The sequence below is a fragment of the Limosilactobacillus portuensis genome (genome assembly GCF_028607025.1).
GTDB lineage: Bacteria > Bacillota > Bacilli > Lactobacillales > Lactobacillaceae > Limosilactobacillus > Limosilactobacillus portuensis.
In genome coordinates this window covers 15998-36011 of the sequence record NZ_CP117297.1, presented here as the reverse complement: position 1 = coordinate 36011, position 20014 = coordinate 15998, and the positions used below count along the sequence as shown (strand labels likewise).

At 37.0% G+C, this 20014-nt stretch carries 20 protein-coding genes and 3 pseudogenes; 16 read left to right on the top strand and 7 right to left on the bottom strand.

What is annotated here, in order from left to right; genetic code table 11:
* Positions 1–240 precede the first annotated feature (240 nt).
* Both PRK60_RS09875 and PRK60_RS09870 read right to left on the bottom strand, forming a co-directional pair.
* Positions 241–825, bottom strand: a complete 585-nt coding sequence (locus tag PRK60_RS09875; protein WP_273646454.1) for a recombinase family protein — start codon at positions 823–825, stop codon at positions 241–243.
* A 104-nt stretch (positions 826–929) separates the two neighbouring features.
* Positions 930–1163: a nuclear transport factor 2-like protein gene (locus PRK60_RS09870; protein WP_023192324.1), complete on the bottom strand. Its 234-nt coding sequence runs from the start codon at positions 1161–1163 to the stop codon at positions 930–932.
* Positions 1164–1249: 86 nt separating this feature from the next.
* On the opposite strand from PRK60_RS09870, the gene PRK60_RS09865 reads away from it, so the two are divergent.
* The 11 genes and pseudogenes from PRK60_RS09865 to PRK60_RS09815 all read left to right on the top strand — a co-directional run.
* Positions 1250–1513, top strand: a complete 264-nt coding sequence (locus PRK60_RS09865; protein ID WP_273646453.1) for an AbrB/MazE/SpoVT family DNA-binding domain-containing protein — start codon at positions 1250–1252, stop codon at positions 1511–1513.
* Entirely contained in the window at positions 1507–1851 is a 345-nt protein-coding gene (locus tag PRK60_RS09860; RefSeq protein ID WP_273646452.1) for a type II toxin-antitoxin system PemK/MazF family toxin, read from the top strand. The genes PRK60_RS09865 and PRK60_RS09860 overlap by 7 nt, the downstream gene beginning before the upstream one ends.
* Before the next feature lie 583 nt (positions 1852–2434).
* Entirely contained in the window at positions 2435–2701 is a 267-nt protein-coding gene (locus tag PRK60_RS09855) for a hypothetical protein (RefSeq protein ID WP_273646451.1), read from the top strand.
* Positions 2702–3027: 326 nt separating this feature from the next.
* Entirely contained in the window at positions 3028–3132 is a 105-nt protein-coding gene (locus tag PRK60_RS10090) for a putative holin-like toxin (RefSeq protein WP_016378676.1), read from the top strand.
* Positions 3133–3358: 226 nt separating this feature from the next.
* A pseudogene (locus tag PRK60_RS09845) lies at positions 3359–3541 on the top strand (hypothetical protein); the annotation flags it as partial.
* A 7-nt stretch (positions 3542–3548) separates the two neighbouring features.
* Complete coding sequence (locus tag PRK60_RS09840) at positions 3549–4067, top strand: LysM peptidoglycan-binding domain-containing protein (protein ID WP_273646450.1); 519 nt, start codon at positions 3549–3551, stop codon at positions 4065–4067.
* A complete protein-coding gene (locus tag PRK60_RS09835; protein WP_054193997.1) occupies positions 4060–4512 on the top strand; it encodes a hypothetical protein in 453 nt (150 codons plus the stop codon). The genes PRK60_RS09840 and PRK60_RS09835 overlap by 8 nt, the downstream gene beginning before the upstream one ends.
* 139 nt (positions 4513–4651) lie before the next feature.
* Positions 4652–5185, top strand: a complete 534-nt coding sequence (locus PRK60_RS09830) for a helix-turn-helix domain-containing protein (protein WP_102169382.1) — start codon at positions 4652–4654, stop codon at positions 5183–5185.
* Complete coding sequence (locus PRK60_RS09825) at positions 5137–6081, top strand: IS3 family transposase (protein WP_144356498.1); 945 nt, start codon at positions 5137–5139, stop codon at positions 6079–6081. Before PRK60_RS09830 ends, PRK60_RS09825 begins: the two co-directional genes overlap by 49 nt.
* Positions 6082–6527: 446 nt before the next feature.
* Positions 6528–6617, top strand: a complete 90-nt coding sequence (locus PRK60_RS09820; RefSeq protein WP_021353390.1) for a putative holin-like toxin — start codon at positions 6528–6530, stop codon at positions 6615–6617.
* 241 nt (positions 6618–6858) lie between these two features.
* Positions 6859–6996, top strand: a pseudogene (locus PRK60_RS09815) (UV-resistance); the annotation flags it as partial.
* Positions 6997–7305: 309 nt separating this feature from the next.
* Here the strand turns inward: PRK60_RS09815 and PRK60_RS09810 are convergent.
* On the bottom strand, positions 7306–7794 hold the full coding sequence (locus tag PRK60_RS09810) for an Rrf2 family transcriptional regulator (RefSeq protein ID WP_195235839.1): 489 nt from the start codon (positions 7792–7794) through the stop codon (positions 7306–7308).
* 276 nt (positions 7795–8070) lie between these two features.
* Here PRK60_RS09810 and PRK60_RS09805 point away from each other — a divergent pair, with 276 nt between their 5' ends.
* Together PRK60_RS09805 and PRK60_RS09800 are read left to right on the top strand one after the other, a co-directional pair.
* Positions 8071–9453, top strand: coding sequence for an MFS transporter (locus PRK60_RS09805; protein ID WP_273646491.1), 1383 nt, complete (start codon positions 8071–8073; stop codon positions 9451–9453).
* Positions 9454–10029: 576 nt separating this feature from the next.
* Entirely contained in the window at positions 10030–12378 is a 2349-nt protein-coding gene (locus PRK60_RS09800) for a Cna B-type domain-containing protein (RefSeq protein WP_273646490.1), read from the top strand.
* A gap of 677 nt (positions 12379–13055) precedes the next feature.
* Here PRK60_RS09800 and PRK60_RS09795 read toward each other — a convergent pair.
* The gene (locus tag PRK60_RS09795; RefSeq protein WP_273646489.1) at positions 13056–15308 is read right to left on the bottom strand and encodes an ABC transporter permease; all 2253 of its coding nucleotides are present in this window, start codon (positions 15306–15308) and stop codon (positions 13056–13058) included.
* Between the two features lie 3 nt (positions 15309–15311).
* Positions 15312–16001, bottom strand: a complete 690-nt coding sequence (locus tag PRK60_RS09790) for an ABC transporter ATP-binding protein (protein WP_065169809.1) — start codon at positions 15999–16001, stop codon at positions 15312–15314.
* Positions 16002–16164: 163 nt separating this feature from the next.
* Between PRK60_RS09790 and PRK60_RS09785 the strand changes: the two genes are divergently transcribed.
* The 3 genes and pseudogenes from PRK60_RS09785 (at position 16165) to PRK60_RS09775 (ending at position 18288) form a co-directional block, all read left to right on the top strand.
* Positions 16165–16620, top strand: a complete 456-nt coding sequence (locus tag PRK60_RS09785) for a MarR family winged helix-turn-helix transcriptional regulator (protein ID WP_065169810.1) — start codon at positions 16165–16167, stop codon at positions 16618–16620.
* Between the two features lie 234 nt (positions 16621–16854).
* Positions 16855–17419 (top strand): annotated as a pseudogene (locus PRK60_RS09780) (transposase).
* Entirely contained in the window at positions 17416–18288 is an 873-nt protein-coding gene (locus PRK60_RS09775; RefSeq protein ID WP_273646488.1) for an IS3 family transposase, read from the top strand. The pseudogene PRK60_RS09780 and the gene PRK60_RS09775 overlap by 4 nt, the downstream one beginning before the upstream one ends.
* A 39-nt stretch (positions 18289–18327) precedes the next feature.
* Here the strand turns inward: PRK60_RS09775 and PRK60_RS09770 are convergent, their stop codons facing one another.
* Both PRK60_RS09770 and PRK60_RS09765 read right to left on the bottom strand, forming a co-directional pair.
* Positions 18328–18900 carry a hypothetical protein gene (locus PRK60_RS09770; RefSeq protein WP_273646487.1) on the bottom strand — a complete coding sequence of 191 codons (573 nt, stop codon included), beginning with the start codon at positions 18898–18900 and terminating at the stop codon, positions 18328–18330.
* Positions 18897–20003 (bottom strand): ArsR/SmtB family transcription factor, encoded by a 1107-nt coding sequence (locus tag PRK60_RS09765; protein ID WP_273646486.1) that lies wholly within the window; start codon positions 20001–20003, stop codon positions 18897–18899. Before PRK60_RS09765 ends, PRK60_RS09770 begins: the two co-directional genes overlap by 4 nt.
* Positions 20004–20014 lie beyond the last annotated feature (11 nt).

Below are 20014 nucleotides of genomic sequence, written 5' to 3'. Positions count from 1 at the left end.
GTAAAAGGTAACATTTTATTTTCAAATACAATCTTGAAAATAAAAACGTGTACGATGAATCGAAAGCTACTAAGCATGCAATCGAAGAATGGAACAACAAACACTTCCAGAACTATGTTGAGCACAGTTGTTTGCATTCTGATTAATAAATGATATCACTCTAACTTAATTCCCATCATTTTTTCAAAATAATTTTGCTGCTCATAAAAAACGGTTTTTAATTTACCTGACATATAAGTCTCATCTTTTTATATTAAGCTTTTTGCGATATCTGATAAAGGTCGTCCGTTTAATCCCAGTATTTCGAGCCACATCAATGTCACTCATGCCTGCCTGGTAAAGCTTAAAAGCATGTTGCAAGCGGGGATCGTCTTGGGTGTATTGGGGTTTGCGCCCATGATATTTACCCTGCTGCTTAGCTAAGGCAATCCCTTGTTGCTGACGTTCGATGATCCGCTTACGTTCGCTTTCCGCCTGATACTTATACAGTTCAATGATGAGGTTAGTCATCAGTTGACGCAAGTTAGGATCAGCAATCCCTGTCATGGACGGTAAATTTAACACATCTAAGGTGGCGCCTTTATTTTGAATGGTGTTCATAATCTTAGTTAAATCCTGGTTGTTTCTGCCTAAGCGATCTAATTCAGTGACCAGGACAATATCACCCTCACGAATATAGGCCAGCATTTTTTGCAGTTCTGGCCGATTAGTGTTAGCCCCACTTAATTTATCCGTAAATAATTTATCAACGTCTTTTAAAGCCGCTAACTGTCGATCTAAATGTTGCTCCTTGGAACTCACACGCGCATAACCGATTTTAGCCATTTTCAATTCTCCTTTTGGACAGTTCTAATGAACACTTGCAATTCCTAGTATAGCACAGAAATAAAAAAGACCAATAGGGTGTACCCTATTGGCCTTTTTTGTTTCTATTTTTCAAGTTTAACTTTTAAGAAGCTTATTTTGTTTTGCTGGTCAAATTGGTAGGTGTCAAAACCATGAAATGCAAATATTTTTCCACTACGTTTACGCCCAGCAACGGCCCACTCAGCTTGATAGTTACCATCATCGACGACTACATGGAAAAGATGCCTTAATTCTTGGTTATCTTTAAAGAAGTTCTCAAAGAACTCGGCGACTTTAGCCGGATTATCAGGTTGCATATAAATGACCTCCAGTAAGAACATTTGCATTTTCGTATCTATGTGGGATATACTAAAACCAGAACAACGAATTAGGAGGCAAAATTATGGAACTTATTAAAGAACAAACACGCCTGGCAAAGTGGGGCAACTCGAAAGCTGCTAGAATTCCTAGCCAGATTATTAGACAATTGAAATTAGATGATAACCAAGATATGACAATAACAATTGAAAATGGATCGATTGTTTTAACACCAATAAAAAAGAATCCGACTAATATTCACGAACTATTTAAGAACTGGCAAGATGACGGGAAACGTGATCACGAGCTTGATTGGGGAAAGTCAGAAGGTAATGAACTTCAATGGTAAGTCAGGGCGATATATTCTATGTTAACTTTAATCCAAGCCGTGGTCATGAACAGATGAATAGGCGGCCAGCCATTGCTCTAAGCAATGATCTAGTCTACCAAACAAGTAACATGACGATTGTGGCTCCAATTAGCAGTACCGAGCGGAATTTTCCAATGTATCATCGACTAACTAGTAGTCAAACAGTATATGGAAAAGTATTGTTAGATCAAACAATAGCTTTAGATTTGCGGGCAAGACATGTTGCTGACGAAGCTATTGTCGATCATGTATCGCGTGAAGAACTAGAAGAAATAATCACTTTGTACAAATTATTGTTTAGTATTGATGACAAATAAAAAAGCCGCCCCGATCATAACTTTGGCGAGTTACGGGGACGACATTATCGTTTAGTTAACTTTCTGCAACCGCCTTTGAAGCGGCTTGCGTGGGAAGCCCTGTTCCAGCGGGACTTCCTTTTTCTGTCTACATTATAGCATGACTATAACTGACTTTCGACTATCTTTAATCAGCTTTCTAACAATTCCGATCATTGAAAAAGTAAAGCGTGAACGACAGACGAACCAGCTTGAGTTTACACGGGCGTTTAATAATTTAACCAAGGCCTTGAAGAAGAATATTCCGGCGGGGCCATTAGTTCCCAGATCATGGACCAACAATTAATCAAGGCTGATGGACAGTACCACAAATCAATCGTGGGGGAAGATGAATTAAATGTCTTTGTAGGATGGCAAATCACACGCGCCAAATTAATCATGAGGTGGGACGATAATGAATAAGCGTAAGAAAGGCTGGTTAATCTTCACAATCCTCATGATCTTGTTAGTGGGAGGTATTGCAGTGAGGTACGTAACTGTTAAACAAAGTCAGGCAAATGCGGCGAATGAAGAAAGATGAGCGCAAGAGAAGGCGGCCTTATGGTTGGTACAAAATTATTCGGGTGTTAATGAGTTAAAAGTTGGCAAATTAGATAGACCAAATGCTGTCGGTGGTGGATCATATGCTATGGACATTACGGTAAATAACAAACGAGAACTACGTATTGGTGAAGATACACGGGATGAATTTTATAAAGATGGTCCTATGATTCTAGTTTCCTTTGATGACTATGAGCAAGTTCTAGGCATAAAAAAGGACCATGATAGTTCAAGAACCTTAAAAAGCGTAAAAATTGAATATGAAAGGTGATATGAACCCCAAATTTGGGACGTATTATTAATTAGCTCTGTTTAAAACCATATTTCGATATTCTGGGTATTAGTCAACTGGTATTGATTAATATCTGAGTCCTCCACAGGAATGTGGGGGACTTTTTTTATACAAATATACAGTCAATTCTTAGGAAGAAGAAATTTTGATTGGCAAAGCCATAACAAGATCGTTTCAAGTTTTTGATTTCCCTGTATAATAGTTCTTTGTAGAGAAGTTAAGGCGGTGGCTATTTCCGATCGGAGGTGGTGCTTATGGTGTTAAGCCTTTAAAGCCCATAAATCCTAATGAAAGGAGTAGCCTAAGTGTCCGTTGCGGACGCTTTACAATTAATGCTGGCTTTCGGTACTTTTATCGTGGCCTTAATTGCATTAATTGTTGAGCTGATCAAAAGTCAGCAAAAAAAATAGCCGCCTTAGCTCTGGTCAGCTAGCGGTTATTAAATATCGTTAAAATCTGCCACCGTCTTTAACGGCTCTACATGGGAAGTCCTGTTCCAGCGGGGCTTCCTTTTTCTGTCTACATTATAGCATGACTATAACTGATTTTCGACTATTTTTAATCAGCTTCCTAGCAACTTAAGGGAACATATGTTTGCTTTATGTGCTACAATCCAGGTAAAAGCTAACGGAAGTGATGAAAATATTTCTTGATGGTGAACCGCATGGCATGTTTTTCTTAATTGATAACAAGTCCTTTTATGCTAGTTGCGAGACCGTTGCCCGGGGACTTAACCCCTTAAAAGTCCCATTAGTGGTCCTTAGTGAAGCTGAAAATACTAATGGTGGACTCATTTTAGCCACGTCACCCGAAGCTAAGGCTTGCGGTGTTTCTAAGAATACTTCGGCGGCTTTTCTGTGCTTACTTAGCAATCGAAGCTATTTTATGGTTCATTAATTGGATTACGGGATCGGACTTAGATAAACCGACCAAAGAACAGTTGAAGTTAAATGATTACTATCAGGTGACGCCCGGCGATACTTGGTGGACGATTGCCTATAAGTATGCCATGTCAGTCGAGGAGCTGTTAAAGGTGAATTGTGCCAAAGCCGTCGATGTCTTGTCGATTGGCCAATATGGCTTTAATCTGGTGAAAATCCCATCATCATGGCTCCATATGGACGTCGGCTTATCATTTCTACATGATACATCGCCCCTAGTTAATAAAATTGGCCGGACAATCGATCAATTTTTGCTTCTTGCTATATCTAGAATCATTGATATTGTATACTACGGTTATAGTATGATCAGGTTTACTACTGGCGATATGACTGGTCTTGGTATTATAAGATTAGTTATGTTTAATAATGATTATCAAAAGAAGGAGATGATTTCTTATGATTGAGAAAGAAAAAGTTTTAAGCGATGCACCAAAGGTTCTAAATTCTGATAACAATCCTTGGGAAGTTACTGTTGAAGGAGATTCGATTATTGGTACATGGAAATGGATGGATGCCCGGTTTTTCACTGAGGGTGGAATCTCCGATGAGGACAAAGAGTTTACTTTTACAGTTACTTTGAAAGATAACGGGAAATGGAAGGAAGTTGATAGCACTTCTAGTAAGACATCAAGTATTAGGATGCATAACGGTAAACTATCTTTCAGTAAAGACATCTCCTTTTCTAAGGGAAAGACTTATCAGAAAAGTATTTCTTTTGGCATTGGACAGGACAAGAAGAGCGGTAAAGTTGGAATTGTTGAATCTAAGTTAGATACTTCAATCATTAAAAAGTCGATTCGAGATTATTTGAAACAATGTGGCTGGAAGAAAGCTGGACTATTTGGATAGGAAATTATATGGTTCACGTGATATAACACTTTTAGTAACAGGGCTGAAGTTACTAACAGTGTTATACCAAAAGGCCCGTTACCTCTGAAGTGCCTCATAATTGTTAGACAAAAGTTCTAACGATTGTGAGGCACTTTTTATGACTAAATACAAACCTGACTTTAAAGCTAAAATTGTCCACGAATATCTGACTACTCCACAAAGTTCTCGAGCCTTGGGGCGCAAATACAGTATCAGTAGCCGACTGATCAGGAAATGGATTCAAAGATATCGCTTAAGTGGGATAGACGCCTTGAAACGGCGTCGTCATCCACGAACCCTTACCGCAGATTTTAAGTTGAGTGTGATAGACTACTACCAAACTCATGAGGAATCGATGGTTAAAGTAGCGGCTCGATTTGACGTGCAAGCGTGCCAAATTTCACTTTGGCGGTCACAGTTCAAGCGAGATGGTATTGAAGCCTTGAAACCTCACCCGAAAGGTAGGCCGTCAAAGGTGAAACATACTAAGAAACGACTTCGTCGTCTTACTAATAAGACTGAAGTGGAACGTTTAAAAGAAGAACTTGCCAAGAAAAGCCAAGAACTCTATGACACAAAATTGGAACGTGACATCTTAAAAAAATCGTTGGCCCTGTTCGGACCCTCCAAGGCAAAGAGAAAACGCAAATAGTTGATCAGATCAGGGCAGATCAAGCATCGCTACCGAAGAAATATCGCTATAAGATTGGTGACATTCTCCATAAAATCAACCTTCCTAAGGCTACTTACCATGATGAGCGCAAGCGCATCGCTAACCATCATGATAAATATGCGAGTGTTAAGCAAGTGATTCTTAGCGTGGCTAAAGAAGGGCAAGTCCGCGGACGATGGACCTACGGTTATCGTCGCGTGAACCAAAAACTGCGGGCAATGGGCATTCATTTGGCGGACATGACGGTGAACAAGTTGATGGCGAAATTAGATGTTCAAGTGGCACTGTATAATCGCCACCGTAGTGGTAAATACTCATCTTATGAAGGTAATGTGGGCACAGTTGCGGATAATCTACTAAAACAACAATTTCAGGCCACCATTCCTTATCAAGTCCTCCACACAGATGTTTCTCAAGTTCGCTTAGCTAATCACAGTTGGGCTTATATTTCCTCAATTATCGATGAAGCCAGTAAGGAAGTTTTAGCCTTCCAATTGAGTCAACATCCTGATCGACAGTTGATTACCGCTACTCTCAACGAGCTATGTACAAAGCTGCCTGATAATGCTCAACCAATTATTCATTCTGATCAGGGGTGGCACTATCAACTGGGGTACTATACCCAAAAGTTAGCTGATAATCACTTTATTCAAAGTATGTCCCGTAAGGGAAATTGTCATGATAACGCACCAATGGAGAGTTTCTTTCACCTGTTTAAGACAGAGTTATTAGATGGTTTCCCACCATGTAAAGACTTAGCTGAATTAAAATCACTCTCAGCTCAATACATTCATTACTTTAATTACCAACGTATCTCCTTAAAAACAAAAGGTATGACTCCGGTTGAATACCGAAATCATACCTTGGTAGCTTAAATAATCAATTTTGTCTAACTTTTTTGTTGCACTTCACTCATTGGGAAGGTAGCGGGTTTTTTGAGAATAGGCAAAAGAAAAGCCATGCTAATCAATAAGAAAAGCATGACACTAAGACTTTTACTAATGGAACATCAGCATGAATGGAAGGAGACCAATTTTCTATAGCATAGAACATCTTTTAAATAAAAATTAGTTTTTAAATAATTATTTGCAATATAATCATTAGGTACAAACTGCAATAAATTAGGTACACACATTGGTAGCCTCTCCTTTGTTTTGTTACTACGTTAAACAAAATCTAGTACTTCGATCTGCTTGATGTTGTTGCGAGTTTCTTTGTATAATAAACTTCGCAAGAAGTTTTAAGGGCGGTGGCTGTCTTTTCCCTTGCGAGGTGAGGCCCATGGGAACATGGAATAATCTTCAGGAAGGTTTCACAGTCAATGAGCGTCTTCCAGACACTCTCGTTGATGTTGCTGTTTGGCACATTTTTAATCGCGCTACTCAGCTATATCGACAAGCACCACAAATAAAAAGCCACCCTGCGTAACTTTGGCCAGTTACAGGGTAGCTTAATGCTGTCTTATTAACTTCGCCACCGCCTTTGAAGCGGCTTGCATGGGAAGTCCTGTTCTAGCGGGGCTTCCTTTTTCTGTCTACATTATAGCATGACTATAACTGATTTTCGACTATTTTTAATCAGCTTCCTAGCAGCTTTTAGGGAACACACGTTTGCCTTCTGTGCTACAATACAGGTAAAAGCTAACGGAAATGATGAAATTGTTTACTGATGATGAACCCCATGGCGTGATCTTCTTAATTGATAACAAGTCTTATGCTAGTTGCGAAGCCGTTGCCCGGGGACTTAACCCCTTAAAAGTCCCATTAGTGGTCCTTAGTGAAGCTGAACATCTCTAGTTGTACCACATTTAACAAAGTGATTTAAATAAATCAACTGGGATTTATCTGTATTATCGATCATCGATTTATCTGTATTAATGGTTACAAGGACCCAGTGACCAAAAAATAACGCGGGAGATCGTCAAGATGTCAAAATTAGTGTTACCGATTAAAAATTCAAATATCCTCTAGGAAGATTAGGCGTAACCCCCCCCATCCATAAAATGTAGTAAGGAAGGTAGCTAACGTGCGCTGCCGTTTTCCAAAATCTTATGGGGCTAATTGGGATCTTGATCGGCCAAGTGATGATAAGATTTATATTCATTTGGCCGGTTCAGCAACCACATCACTAATCCAACGATCGAGTTTATCAATATCGTAAATATCTTTGATATTCGCTAGAATTTGAGACAATAAAACTGACTGTAATGATATTCTTAGCTTTTGTTCAACGGTATCCATAACCTGAGAGATGACACATTCTTTTTCATTTCCGTTATCAGTTCCTTCAATGAAATCTTTAATGAGGTATTGACTATTAAAGATGCTGCCTTTTCCTTCTACCGCAGTAAATACCTGATATAAGTTAATTTCATTTAAGGGCCTTGAAATAGAGAATCCTCCATTCTTCCCAGGGGTTGAATTCACTAAGCCTTCATGAACAAGTGACTTAACAATTTTCTTTAAGTAAGAATGTGAAACATCTAGTCGCTCACTAATTACAATGGAACTTAACGTTTCCCCTTGCGGCACTCTTGATAATATTAATAGTACATAGATACTTTGCTCTAATCCTGATGAGATTTTCACTTGACATTCTCCTTACATACATTTATATTAAAAACCATAAAATTCGATTTAGGGATAAAGAATGTTTCTAATAGATCTGAATGCTTTCTTTTTTGAATAATCGGGTCTATTAGATATCTCCTTCATATCTTAACCTATTCTTGCGGGTTTTTCTACCAAAGAGAATATAGAATGTTTAAATTTGAGGATGGAAGTGGAATTTGTGAGTGATAAATCAATTTGCTGGGATAATATCTGATCCCAAATGGGTTGCCAAGCTAGGAGGACAATAGATCTATGAAACAAGAAGCTCAATTAACTAAGGGAAAATCAATCACCTTGCTAGTTATTCTATCCTTGGGGTTTGTAATGGCAGTTTTAGATACGACCGGGGTGGTTTTGGCCGTTCCGGAAATTAAGAAGTTTTTAGTGGTTTCTATCAGCAATTCAATTTGGATTATCAATGCTTATACGTTAGCATTAGGAACCTTTTTGCTATTAGCAGGGAACTTGGCGAATAAATTTGGTGCTCGCCGAATGTTAGTGACTGGAATGTCGCTATTTGTTTTGGCTTCATTAGGATGTTCATTCGCTGGAGATATTAATTTGCTGATTTTGTTACGCTTTATTCAAGGGTTAGGTGCTTCGTTATTTATGCCTGCCTCAATGGCAATTTTATATCAGGCATTTTCAACGTCTGGAAAGTTACCAAAAATGCTCGGAATCTGGACAACGATTATTTCAGTAGCGACAGGTACGGGTTCCTTTATTGGGGGAACATTAATTCAGTACTTTGGCTGGCGAAGTGTATTCTTAATTAATGTCCCCATTGGGATTGTGACGGTTACATACATTTTGATGACAGTAGCCCATGATCAGCCCATTAATCATAGTAAAATTGATGTGATCAGCAACTTACTGTTAGTCTTGACGATCTCTAGCTTGGTTATCTTCTTAGTAGAAGGTAATCAGTTTGGTTATGATAGTGGGCGAATTCTTACTTTCTTAATTGCAACCTTTATATTTGGTGGATTGTTTATTCTGAAAATTAGTCGAAGTTCTGCACCGATTATTCCTAGGCAACTGCTTGTGAACCCAGAGTTCACGGCAACAAACTTGGTCGGCTTTTTAACCAACGTTTCGCTATACGGAATTGTTTTAGTACTTGGCCTCTACTATCAGATGGCACTTCACTTTTCTTCCATGTTAGCTGGCTTATTGATTTTACCGGGTATGACGGTGTTGATTATTGGGAACTTATTTTATACAAAATATGCCAACACAATTGGGTCGAAAAAATTAGCCATTTATGCGACATTATTGACGCTACTTGGAGCGGCATTAATGCTCATTAGCTCATTTTTAGTTCAACCAGTGCCTGCTTGGCTTATTATTATTAATTTTGCAATTATGAGTATTGGGATTGGTGTTGTGGTGCCATCAAGTACAACATTATTAATGCAAGCTTCGGGCAAACAATATTCAAGTATCGCTGGGGCAACACTGAATGCAAATAAACAAATTGGTGGCTTATTTGGAACCGCAATAATGGGTATGATTATTTCTAATCTAGGTTCAAATTGGAATGGGATTATTCAGGCGACATTTTTAATCAATGTAATTTTGTATGTCTTAGTAGCATCTTTGTTAATTCAGTTCGTTCTAAAACGGAAAGCATAATCAATTTCTGCTTCATAACTTTAAGTTTTGACACCAGCTCATACATAACCCCGGTAAAATGGGATTGTTAGCTAGTGTCATTTTTTATATCCATAAGTAGTGAGAAGCTATTAAAAAATATTCAACAAATTTTCACTTTATTGGACAAACGTTTCTTTATCGCTCATAATTGACCGAGGGTTCACCTTATGTAGTATGGTATAATCAGTCGAGCTATTACTTTAGTGTTTCCTTTAAACTTTTGTTTTAGGGGGGTAGAATCGTATTTACTCGTAAGGGCCTTAGGGAAGGCTCCCAAACGTGACCTGTAAAATATGTATGAATATGAAATTGGGAAACTTTAGGGGAGACCAGAGTTTGAATATAACAAAAGGCGCTGTGCCGGCTTTTTCACTGTCGATACAGCGCCTTTGTTATGTCATCGGGAACATATATTTGATAACTACGCTAATACTAGTGATATCACTGTTGACGGTTGGTGAAGTTAGTGTGAAATTTCCTATAAGAATATGATAATATAAGGGTATGTGATAATCTTTAGTATTGCGCATAGAAAACAAAGAAGGAGGCAACAGTATGAGTAATAAATCTAGGCATCGTCGACTTTTATTTATGATGGGACTAGTCTTATTTTCGTTATTAGGGTCAATATGGATATCATCTAATAATGGTATGACCGTATATGCTGATAGCAAGACAAATATTACCCAGAACGGTACGGAGTCCGGGACTGTTATTAATCAACAGGAAGAACCGCAGATAAGTACCGTTAATAGTAATACCACAGATAATACTAGTTCTTCGGACGATCAGACGTCTCAGAAACAAGTTACTAATACAGAAGCACAACCGAGAGCACCAACTGACAATAATCAGCCAGTTCAGGAGGACCGTAATTATATAAGTAATAGTCAATACTCGACTTCTAATAGTGGGGCTAATACTAATCAGGGTCCATCAGTTAATAGTATTTCTAAGAATAATAGTTCCCCATCTGCATATAATAAAGGAACTAGCGTTGATATTACAATTACCAATCAGAGATCATCAACTAAGGAGATCTCAGGTGGAGGAACTACAGAATTCTCTTTTGACTTTTCTGTTCCTAATTCAGTAAGATCCGGAGATTATACGACAATATCACTTCCTAATGAGTTGGATTTTACTAGAGATCAATCATTTAATGTCTACGCTCCTGATGGGGTGACTACGGTTGCTAGTGCAATTATTAATAAAGAAAAAAAGACGTTGGTCTTAACATACACGGACTATGTAAATACACATGATGATGTTACCGGCCACATTAATATGCAAATAATGGCTGACACAGAAAAGGTGAAAAAGGACACGATACTCCCTGCAACAATTAAAATAAACGGGAATGTAGTTACTATCGATAGCACGGGTATAAGCTATAAAGTTAATAAAGGTGATAGTGATATTGATTTTTATAAATATGGATGGATGGATTATGATAACAATGAACTTAAATACCATATTGCTATAAACACAACTAATTCTAAACGGAATAATGTTATTATTAAGGATATTCTTAATTCTGCTGGAGTTAATTACGAACAGTCAAGCATAAAAATTGCAACTGGAACTTGGGTTAAGGACGCCAATAACTATTGGTCATTGTCTAACCCTAAAGAAGTAACTGAAAAATATACCCCTGAATTCAATGGCTCATCTTTTTCTGTGAATCTTGGTAATATCAATCAGGGTTTCTCTATCACCTATAAGGTAAAGCCTTCTCATAAGTTGATTAACGGAGAACAAATTAAAAATTCATCAAGTTATTCGTATAACGACCATAAGATGAATGAGTTTACTAATACAGTATATTATCAAGAGGCAAATGGTACTGCAAACGGATATAATTATAGTTTAACAATAAAAAAGGTGGATGAATCTGGCAATCCATTACATGACGCTATCTTTGATGTAATTCGACAGTCAACTGGAGAAGTTGTAGGAACTATCACAACAGATTCCTCAGGCCAGGGCACTATCTATGGGTTGTTACGTGATAGTTACCAATTGAAAGAGGTCAGTGCACCTAAGGGATATCAATTAGCAGATACGGTAATCGTAACTTCTACAAATTTTGATTCAAAAGGGGCCGTTATTAAAATTATCGATAAGATTGAGAAAACCTCAGTTTCAGGGACGAAGACTTGGAAGGATAACAACAATCAAGATGGAATCCGCCCAAGCTCAATCACCGTGAACTTGTTGGCTAACGGTCGGCAAGTCGCAAGTAAGACGGTTAGTGCTAGTGATAACTGGCAATACAGTTTTGACAACTTAGCCGCTTACGCTAATGGTCAGAAGATTACCTACACGGTAACGGAAAATGCAGTTGCTGGGTACACAAGTACTGTTGATGGTTACAACGTAACTAACAGCCACACTCCTGCTACCGTCAAGGTATCTGGAACCAAGACTTGGAAGGATAACAACAATCAAGATGGAATCCGCCCAAGTTCAATCACCGTGAACTTGTTGGCTAACGGTCGGCAAGTCGCAAGTAAGACGGTTAGTGCTAGTGATAACTGGCAATACAGTTTTGACAACTTAGCCGCTTACGCTAATGGTCAGAAGATTACCTACACGGTAACGGAAGATGCAGTTGCTGGGTACACAAGTACTATCGATGGTTACAATATTACTAATACCCATAATCCGACAACACCTAAGAAGCCCCAGGTTCCTAATAACCCGACAACGCCTAAGAAACCTCAAGTTCCTAATAATGGAAATAAGGTAGTACCAAAAGATTTCACTCAAGGTAAAACGTACGATAAAACAAGTAGATTACCTCAAACAGGTGATAGATCATCAATAGGTATGATGTTCGTTGGAATAGTAATGTTACTATTAAGCTTAGGTTTAGTAGTTATAAACAGGTTTACTATCTGATCATGATTGGATGGCCTTTAGTGGACTAATATAGGTAATTTATTAGAGGGTTTATGACATAAGCCTCCTAAGAAGAAGAACCGTTTAGAGTTTCATTTGAAATTCTAAACGGTTCTTTCTTTTTCCAAATATAATTTATCACGACATTTTAGCATTGATGTCCAATACCAAATGGTATACTAATATCAGTGAATTTCATCTTAGCAGTGGTAAAGCTACATCTGTCATCTATCTTAGACGGATGTGGTAATGAAATAGTTTCTTATACTATTAATTTTCTTGCTATATGTTACCTGGATGTCTACATTAGTACCTGCTTCTGTATGATCAGCATAGTAATTTGTTATCTTGACTTTACCTTTAAGACCATTCTCTATAGATATCTTTTGAATCCTCCTCTGATATTTCTTATTATAATATCTAACCTGTTTAAATCTATACATTAGCGAATCTACGTAAGAGGAATGTATTCTAATAGACATTGTGAATAACACTGTGAGCACGATAGGTAATAGAATTATTCCACCGATTATCGCTAATATCCATTTACTAGTATTATTTGATCGCTTATTCATCGTCTACACTGACTCTATTAATTTAATTATCTTAAATACGATTATACTTAACTATAACAGTGAGAATTACTGTAGATCAATTACTAATATATAGATATAAAATCATTCCACACCTTTTAATGCCTGTACCATATCAATATTTTTAATCCTGCGGCTAATGAAGAGTGTTGTTGATAGTGAACATAGCCAAACAAAGAGCGAGGAAAGCAAGATTGTTTGCCAGTTATAATATCTGGTGTACTCTAGATTAATTGTCGAGAAAGTATCTACATATCGACCTAAGAACCAAATACCCGCGGGAATACCAACAACCCAACCAATGAGAGTCGTAATGAGGTTTTCAATTAACGTTAGTTCCTGTAATTCTTTTTTATGGATACCGAGGACACGAAGAGTAGCATAATCTCTTGTTCTTTCAATAAAGCTTAATGAACCAAGATTATAAAGGACAATAATAATGAGCAAAGCTCCAAAGAAAATAATCAATGCAAAGATACTCATTAAACTATTAATAAAGTTGTGAGCATTCTTCTTTTGTTCATTAATCGAAACAATAGAAGTGGTATTTTCTTTACTATGTTGATAGTTTTTATCAGTTAGCAATATTGATGGTTGATAAAAACCGTGAGCCTTTTGCCAGGTATGAGCGGTAATATAAGCACCCTGATTGGTCTCTGAATTAACTATGCCCTTAACTTTAAAAGTATACTGTTTATCACTTCCAAACGTCTTAACTTTAAGGTGATTACCTTTATGAATCTTAGCTCTTTGTGCAAAACCGTGAGTAACATATAAACCACCATCTTGAATATGCTTACCCTCTGTTGTCTTGACATTAACAAATTGTCCACGGTCAACGATAATTAGTGATCGGTTATAACCGTCATCAGGACTAAAATGTGCTTGATTAACTTGAAGCCATTGTTTAGCTTGTGGATGTGACTGCTTGAATGAATTAATATTATTGACATTTACGCGCTGATGATACGAGTAATTATTATTATATGTTTTATTAATTAGATGGTTCATTGATTGTGGCATTCCAATACCAGCAATTGTAAGCATCATTCCACCAGCTACTCCAACAATTCCCATCAATGTTCGCGTTCGATTAATAAAAACATCTCTAAGTCCCCACCTACTTGTGTACGTTAAGTGTTTCCATAATCCATGCCAATGTTCAAGCCATACCTCTCTTCCTTGATTCTCTGTTGTCCCATGTAAATAAATAGCCGGTAACCCTTTAGTGCCACCTCTAGCTGCAAAGTAAGCTGAGAATACACAGATTAAAACTATAATAATCATTACCAACAGGGCAGAAAAATTATATGATATTTGCCAGCTTGGCAGCGAAAACATTTTCCTTTGCGAATTTAGAACAAACCAAGAAACTAATGGAGCTACTATAATTCCAACAATTGTTCCGAGCACACCGACAATAAGTCCAAAACTTGCATAATGACTTTCAATCTGAATATTAGAAAAACCTAGTGCTTTGAATGTCGCAATTTCACCTATCTGACTTTTAATTAGTCGCTGAATAGTTGTATACATGGCTAAAATTGCTAGTAAAACAAAGATAAATGAAAAAAGGTATGATAGATTTCTAATTTCGATTACTCGATCTGTAGCCGTTGAAATATCAGATAAAGTTTGTCGATTATAGTAAGTTAATAGTCTCTTACCAAAAATCTTTTCACTTACTTGCCTAAAGTTTGTGTGTTTGCCAGTAATCTCTACAATATTTTGCTGTCCTTGATAACCTAGCTTTCCATAAAGGGTATTTGGCGAGACATACGCATAACCATAATTGGAATAATTTGGAGCAATAAAATCTTGTGTTCCTGTGAAATAGATATGGTTAGGGCTTTGAATAATTCCCTTTACTTTTAAGTTAACCTTATTGCTATTATAAGTTACTGGGAGCGTATCACCAACTTTAATTGAATTAGCTTTTGCATATTCCTTATTAAGCCAGATACCATTACTACTTTGACTATTATACTTAGCTCCCTTAATCTGATGCCAACTAGTTATTGGTTTTTGATAAGATTCGATAATTAAATGATGGTCATTTTGTGTAACCTGTAATCTAGTTCCGGTAGCAACTTTTTTAATTCCCTGAGTTGCCAGTAATTTATTTTTATCATTATTAGTAATATATTGGCTTTGTATCCAATAGTTTGGTAATTGATTTTGATTTAGATAATTATTTAAGCTAACTTGTAATCCATGCCATGCACCTTGCAAACCAACAAACACTATAATAGAGAGCATTGCCATTAAAAAGACGGACATGAATTGGGCCCAATTATGCTTAATATCACGGAAAAGCTTTCGGTTTAATAGTTTCAATGATTAATCCTCCTCTACAACCGCTGGATTTTGATTATCATAAATTCCCTCAATCTGACCATCTTTTAGTCTGATAACTCGGTCAGCATAGTCTTCAAATTTTGGATTATGTGTTACCATTACAACAGCCGCTTCTGTTGACTTTGAGATCTCTTGGAGAATTTTCATAATTTTCATACTTGTCTTTGAATCTAAAGCACCAGTAGGCTCGTCACATAAAAGTAATTTAGGCTTTTTAGATAGTGCTCGTGCGATTGAAACTCGTTGCATTTCACCACCCGACATTTGATTAGGAAAATTATTTAATCGCTTAGTTAGGCCGACCTGTTGTAAATACTCTTTAGCATGTTGCCCATTACCACTCAATTGGGCGGCAATGGCAACATTTTCTAAAGCGGTTAAACTAGGAATTAAATTGTAGAATTGAAAGACAAATCCGATTTTGTCCCTACGATAATTTGTTAGTTCGTGATCATTTAGATCAGATACTAAACTTTTATCAAATCTAACTTTGCCATGAGTTGGCCGATCCATACCACCAAGAATGTTCAAAAGAGTACTTTTCCCGGAACCGGAGGGACCTAAAATAATAGTTAGATTACCTGGTTTAATATGGAAACTTACATTATGAAGAGCTTTAACTCTTTGATCACCAACATGATATTCCTTATCAATTTTTTCAAATTCAATCATCTAATTAACATCCTCTCAAATAATTTTATACGTTGTAGTAAATACATGATATATCATGTATTCACTATAATAGACTACATGTCACGTTTTTTCTAGTATTAATTAGAACTTTATAATATAATCCAATTAATATTACTAATTGCTATTACGGAGTGATATAAAAATGGATAAAAAAATTGAAATTTTGAGATTTTTAATTAAAAGCTGTGAGCGCGAATTTTTGCATATCTTCAATGATTTACTTAAAGATTTAGGTCTAACCCCCAATCAGGTCGAAGTACTAACGATCCTTAACGCCTATGGCGCAATGTCTGTAAAAGACTTGGGAAATTTGTTAATATGTGAGAAGAAATCACCTAGTCGATTAGTTCAGTCACTAATAAAAAGAGGATTATTAGAAAGAAAAGTTAATAAAGAAGATAAAAGAGTGAGTCTAATTTGTTTAACATCTCAAGGTAAAAAATTGATACCAAAAATTAATAGTATCAATATTAAATTCAACCGGATTATAGAGAAAAAGGTTCCTAGTACCAACGAAGTAGACCAAGCAATTGACATACTTAGCTCATATCTAGGAGGAACTGATAGTCTCACCAAGATACATAGAAGGTATAGTTAAAAATAAAACCATACTCTTTTATAACCGTACAATACCCCTTAGGGTTGACACTTTAAATAATAAAAGTGTCATCTCTAGGGGGTGTTTTGAATAAGAACATATTCAACGACGGAAAAATTAAGGTTACTCAGTAATTACCAAGATTCAGACTACTCACTCGGGGTATACGCGGGTTATCACCAGGTGCGGACCTCTAGCCTTAACAGATGGATTAAATAATTTTTAACGGCTGGTTTGGCTGGATTGATTCGCCCTGAACACAATCACAGGTACACACTTCAAACCAAGCTATCAGCCGTTAAAGCTTACCTTTCAGGTACCCTGTCAGGCCAAGCAATTCTCAATAGATATCAAATTCGTAGTCTTTCCCAACTACATCAATGGATTGTCCGGTACAATAGTGGACAATTAAGTGTTGCTTATGCAACAAGAAAGCGAGCTAGGAAAGTGGGCCGAAAAGTTACTTTTGAGGAGAAACGGCCAAATTACTCAATGGACAATTGATCACGAGTATAACTATCAAGCCGCGGCAGAAAAATTTAATGTCAGCTATCAACGGGTCTATTCATGGGTACGAAAGTACCAAAGAACTCACGATTGGGAATCCCTTCAGGATAACCGGGGTTGCCATAAAGGCAAAACACCAACCAATGAAGTGGAAAGATTACGACAAGAAGTAAGGCAGCTGAAAGCTAAAGCGAAGGAACGGGAGGTACAGATTGCCTTCGCAAAAAAATTGGTCGAAATACACAATCGGGAGGTGGAACGGCCGGACGATATCAAGCGATTCAGGAAATGAGCCAAAGTGGGTATAAGGTATCTGATCTAGTTAAAGCAGCCGGGGTAAGTCGGCAGGCTTACTACAAGTGGCTTACCCATGAACCGACGGTTCATGATATTCAAGATCAAGAAATTCTAAAGCTCGTTAAACAGTTAGAAGCACAACATAAACACTGCGTTGGTTATGACAAGATGACCCGTTTGATAAAGCAGGAAAGATTATCATACACAGTTAACAAGAAGCGCGTCATGCGCATTACGAAGGAACACAGTATTAAAGCGGACTATCGTCAGCCTAAGAGAAAACGTGTGCAGGAGCAGGAAACTTATGAAGCACAGAATACCCTGAACCGCCAGTTTGAACAAGCTGCCGCAAATCAGGTGTGGGTGACGGACACGACGGAAATTGCCTACAACATTCGTAAGTACAAAGTCCGTCTACACGTTGTCCTGGATCTATACGGTCAATACCCACTTAGCTGGATTATTACGCCTACAGAAACGAGTACTGGGGCTATTAAAGTATTTCAAATGGCCAAGCAGAAAGCCGGAGGTCTGGCACCGCTAATCCACACTGATCGCGGAGCAGCATATACTTCCAAAGCATTCAACCACTACTTTGCTAGTAATAACAGCCAACATAGTTACTCAGCCCCAGGAACGCCAGCTGATAATGCGGTGATAGAGCACTGGTGGGCTGATTTTAAATCTATCTGGTTGGCACACTCACCACAACCACAAACGTTTGAAGACTTAGAACAGCTGGTGACAGAAGGTATCGATTACTTTACGCATTCCTTTATTTCAGGCAAAAGAAATGACCTTACCGCAGCAGAATACCGCTTCGGCAAGGCCAACCAGTTTTTATTATTTAATGTGTCAACTTGACAGGGTACAGTACCCAAACTAAAAGTCCTATTTCGTAACTTAGGTAAAAACCGACTGAACAATACTAGATGGCTCTTTACAAAGGTCTACTTTTCGACTTTCGGTTAACTTACACAAATCGTTTTCCAATAAGTAATTTAGAAGATCATTTCCTATTCTTCCTCCAAAATGAAAATTTCGCTCCGAGAAATCTAAGCAACAGGGTACAGTGGTTTGGTTTACTTTACAAAACTTACTGAATATATTTTTCCCTTTTTCAGTAAAAGAATAGTTAACTTTGTCAGAAGTAAAGATTAGATGTTTAAGCTCAGCATACCTAAAAATAGTGACCTCTAGTTTTCCACCAAGATGATGTAAACAGGTTCTTGCAATTCCTAAATTACTAATGGTATTTCTACTATCCAACATGTTATTACTGGCATTACCTAATTTCGTTACATTGTAGCTCATTTTATTTTTGTAATACCATCTACCGTAAAAATGTAATGAAATAATAGTTTCATCACACTGAAGTTGACTTATTACTTCTTCTCTGCTTAAATGGCAGACTTTTGACAGTTCATTAACAGTCAACCATTTATTACAGGTAAGTGCACTATTTACAACTCTCATTTGTTATCATCTCTCATAAAATCTAAAAAATTAGGAATTAACTCAAATATTCTATTTGTTATTTGATAAAGAACGAACTTTTTTTGTTTTGTAGTTCTTAGTAAATTTGCTTCTTTTAATATTTGTAAATGCCTGGATACAGTCGAGGTACCTAGTGATAAAAGCTGTGACAGTCCTTGTGTAGTACAAGGTGACTTCGAAACGGTTTTCAAGATCTGAAGTCTGGTTGGTTCACTAAGAGCCTTAAAAGTTAATAATAGTTCTTTTGGTGTATAAATTAGATCTGCTCTTTTTTGTAGTCCGTAAGTAATGACCACTCCATTTTTAAATGTATCAACGAATAGATGAGGCCAAGTAAAAAAACTTGGTATGAGCATAATTGTGTCAGTATCTTTAAGATCAATTTCTCTCTCAAAAGGCTTATTAATAATTAAAGTACCATTTTTCCAGTGCATACGGGCTACTTGCAATTCATCTATAGTACTTCGAATACCATGAATATTAATTGAGTTCGCCCGTATCTTGATTTCCTGAAATAACAGTTTTTTAATATTATTTTTTTCCCAAACCGCAGAAAAAACATTGTCATTATACTTAACGATAAATTTAAAAAAACGGTTAATGACAGTTTGCGGGTTGCCACTAAGGTCTTTTATAAGTAATGAATTCCGGTTAATAGAAAAATCCCGCCATTCAAGACCTTTAGCTAAATTTGGAATGAACGTGTTACTTCTATCGTGATTTAAGGTGGATAACTCATTAATTAGTCCATTTACATTACTTTGCCTACTAAGAAAAGCGCGAAGCATGGATAGTTCATCCTTTAGATTACTAGCATTGTATTGAAAATTACAAAGTACAGTGGGAGGAACACCTAATTCATATACAGGACTAAAGTAGTACAAATTATCAATATCCTCTTTATCTAATTGTTCCATTGTCTTTAAGGCCCAATCTACAACTAACCCATGATGCCTAGGATTCATCAAGACATGAAGACTTCTAAGAAGTTCATTCAGTGGTGAATAAACAAACTGAAATCTTTGAGTTAGTGTCTCGTCTGTTACAGTAGAGTATTTACTAAAGTTTATCTTAATAGTCATTTTGTCCTCTT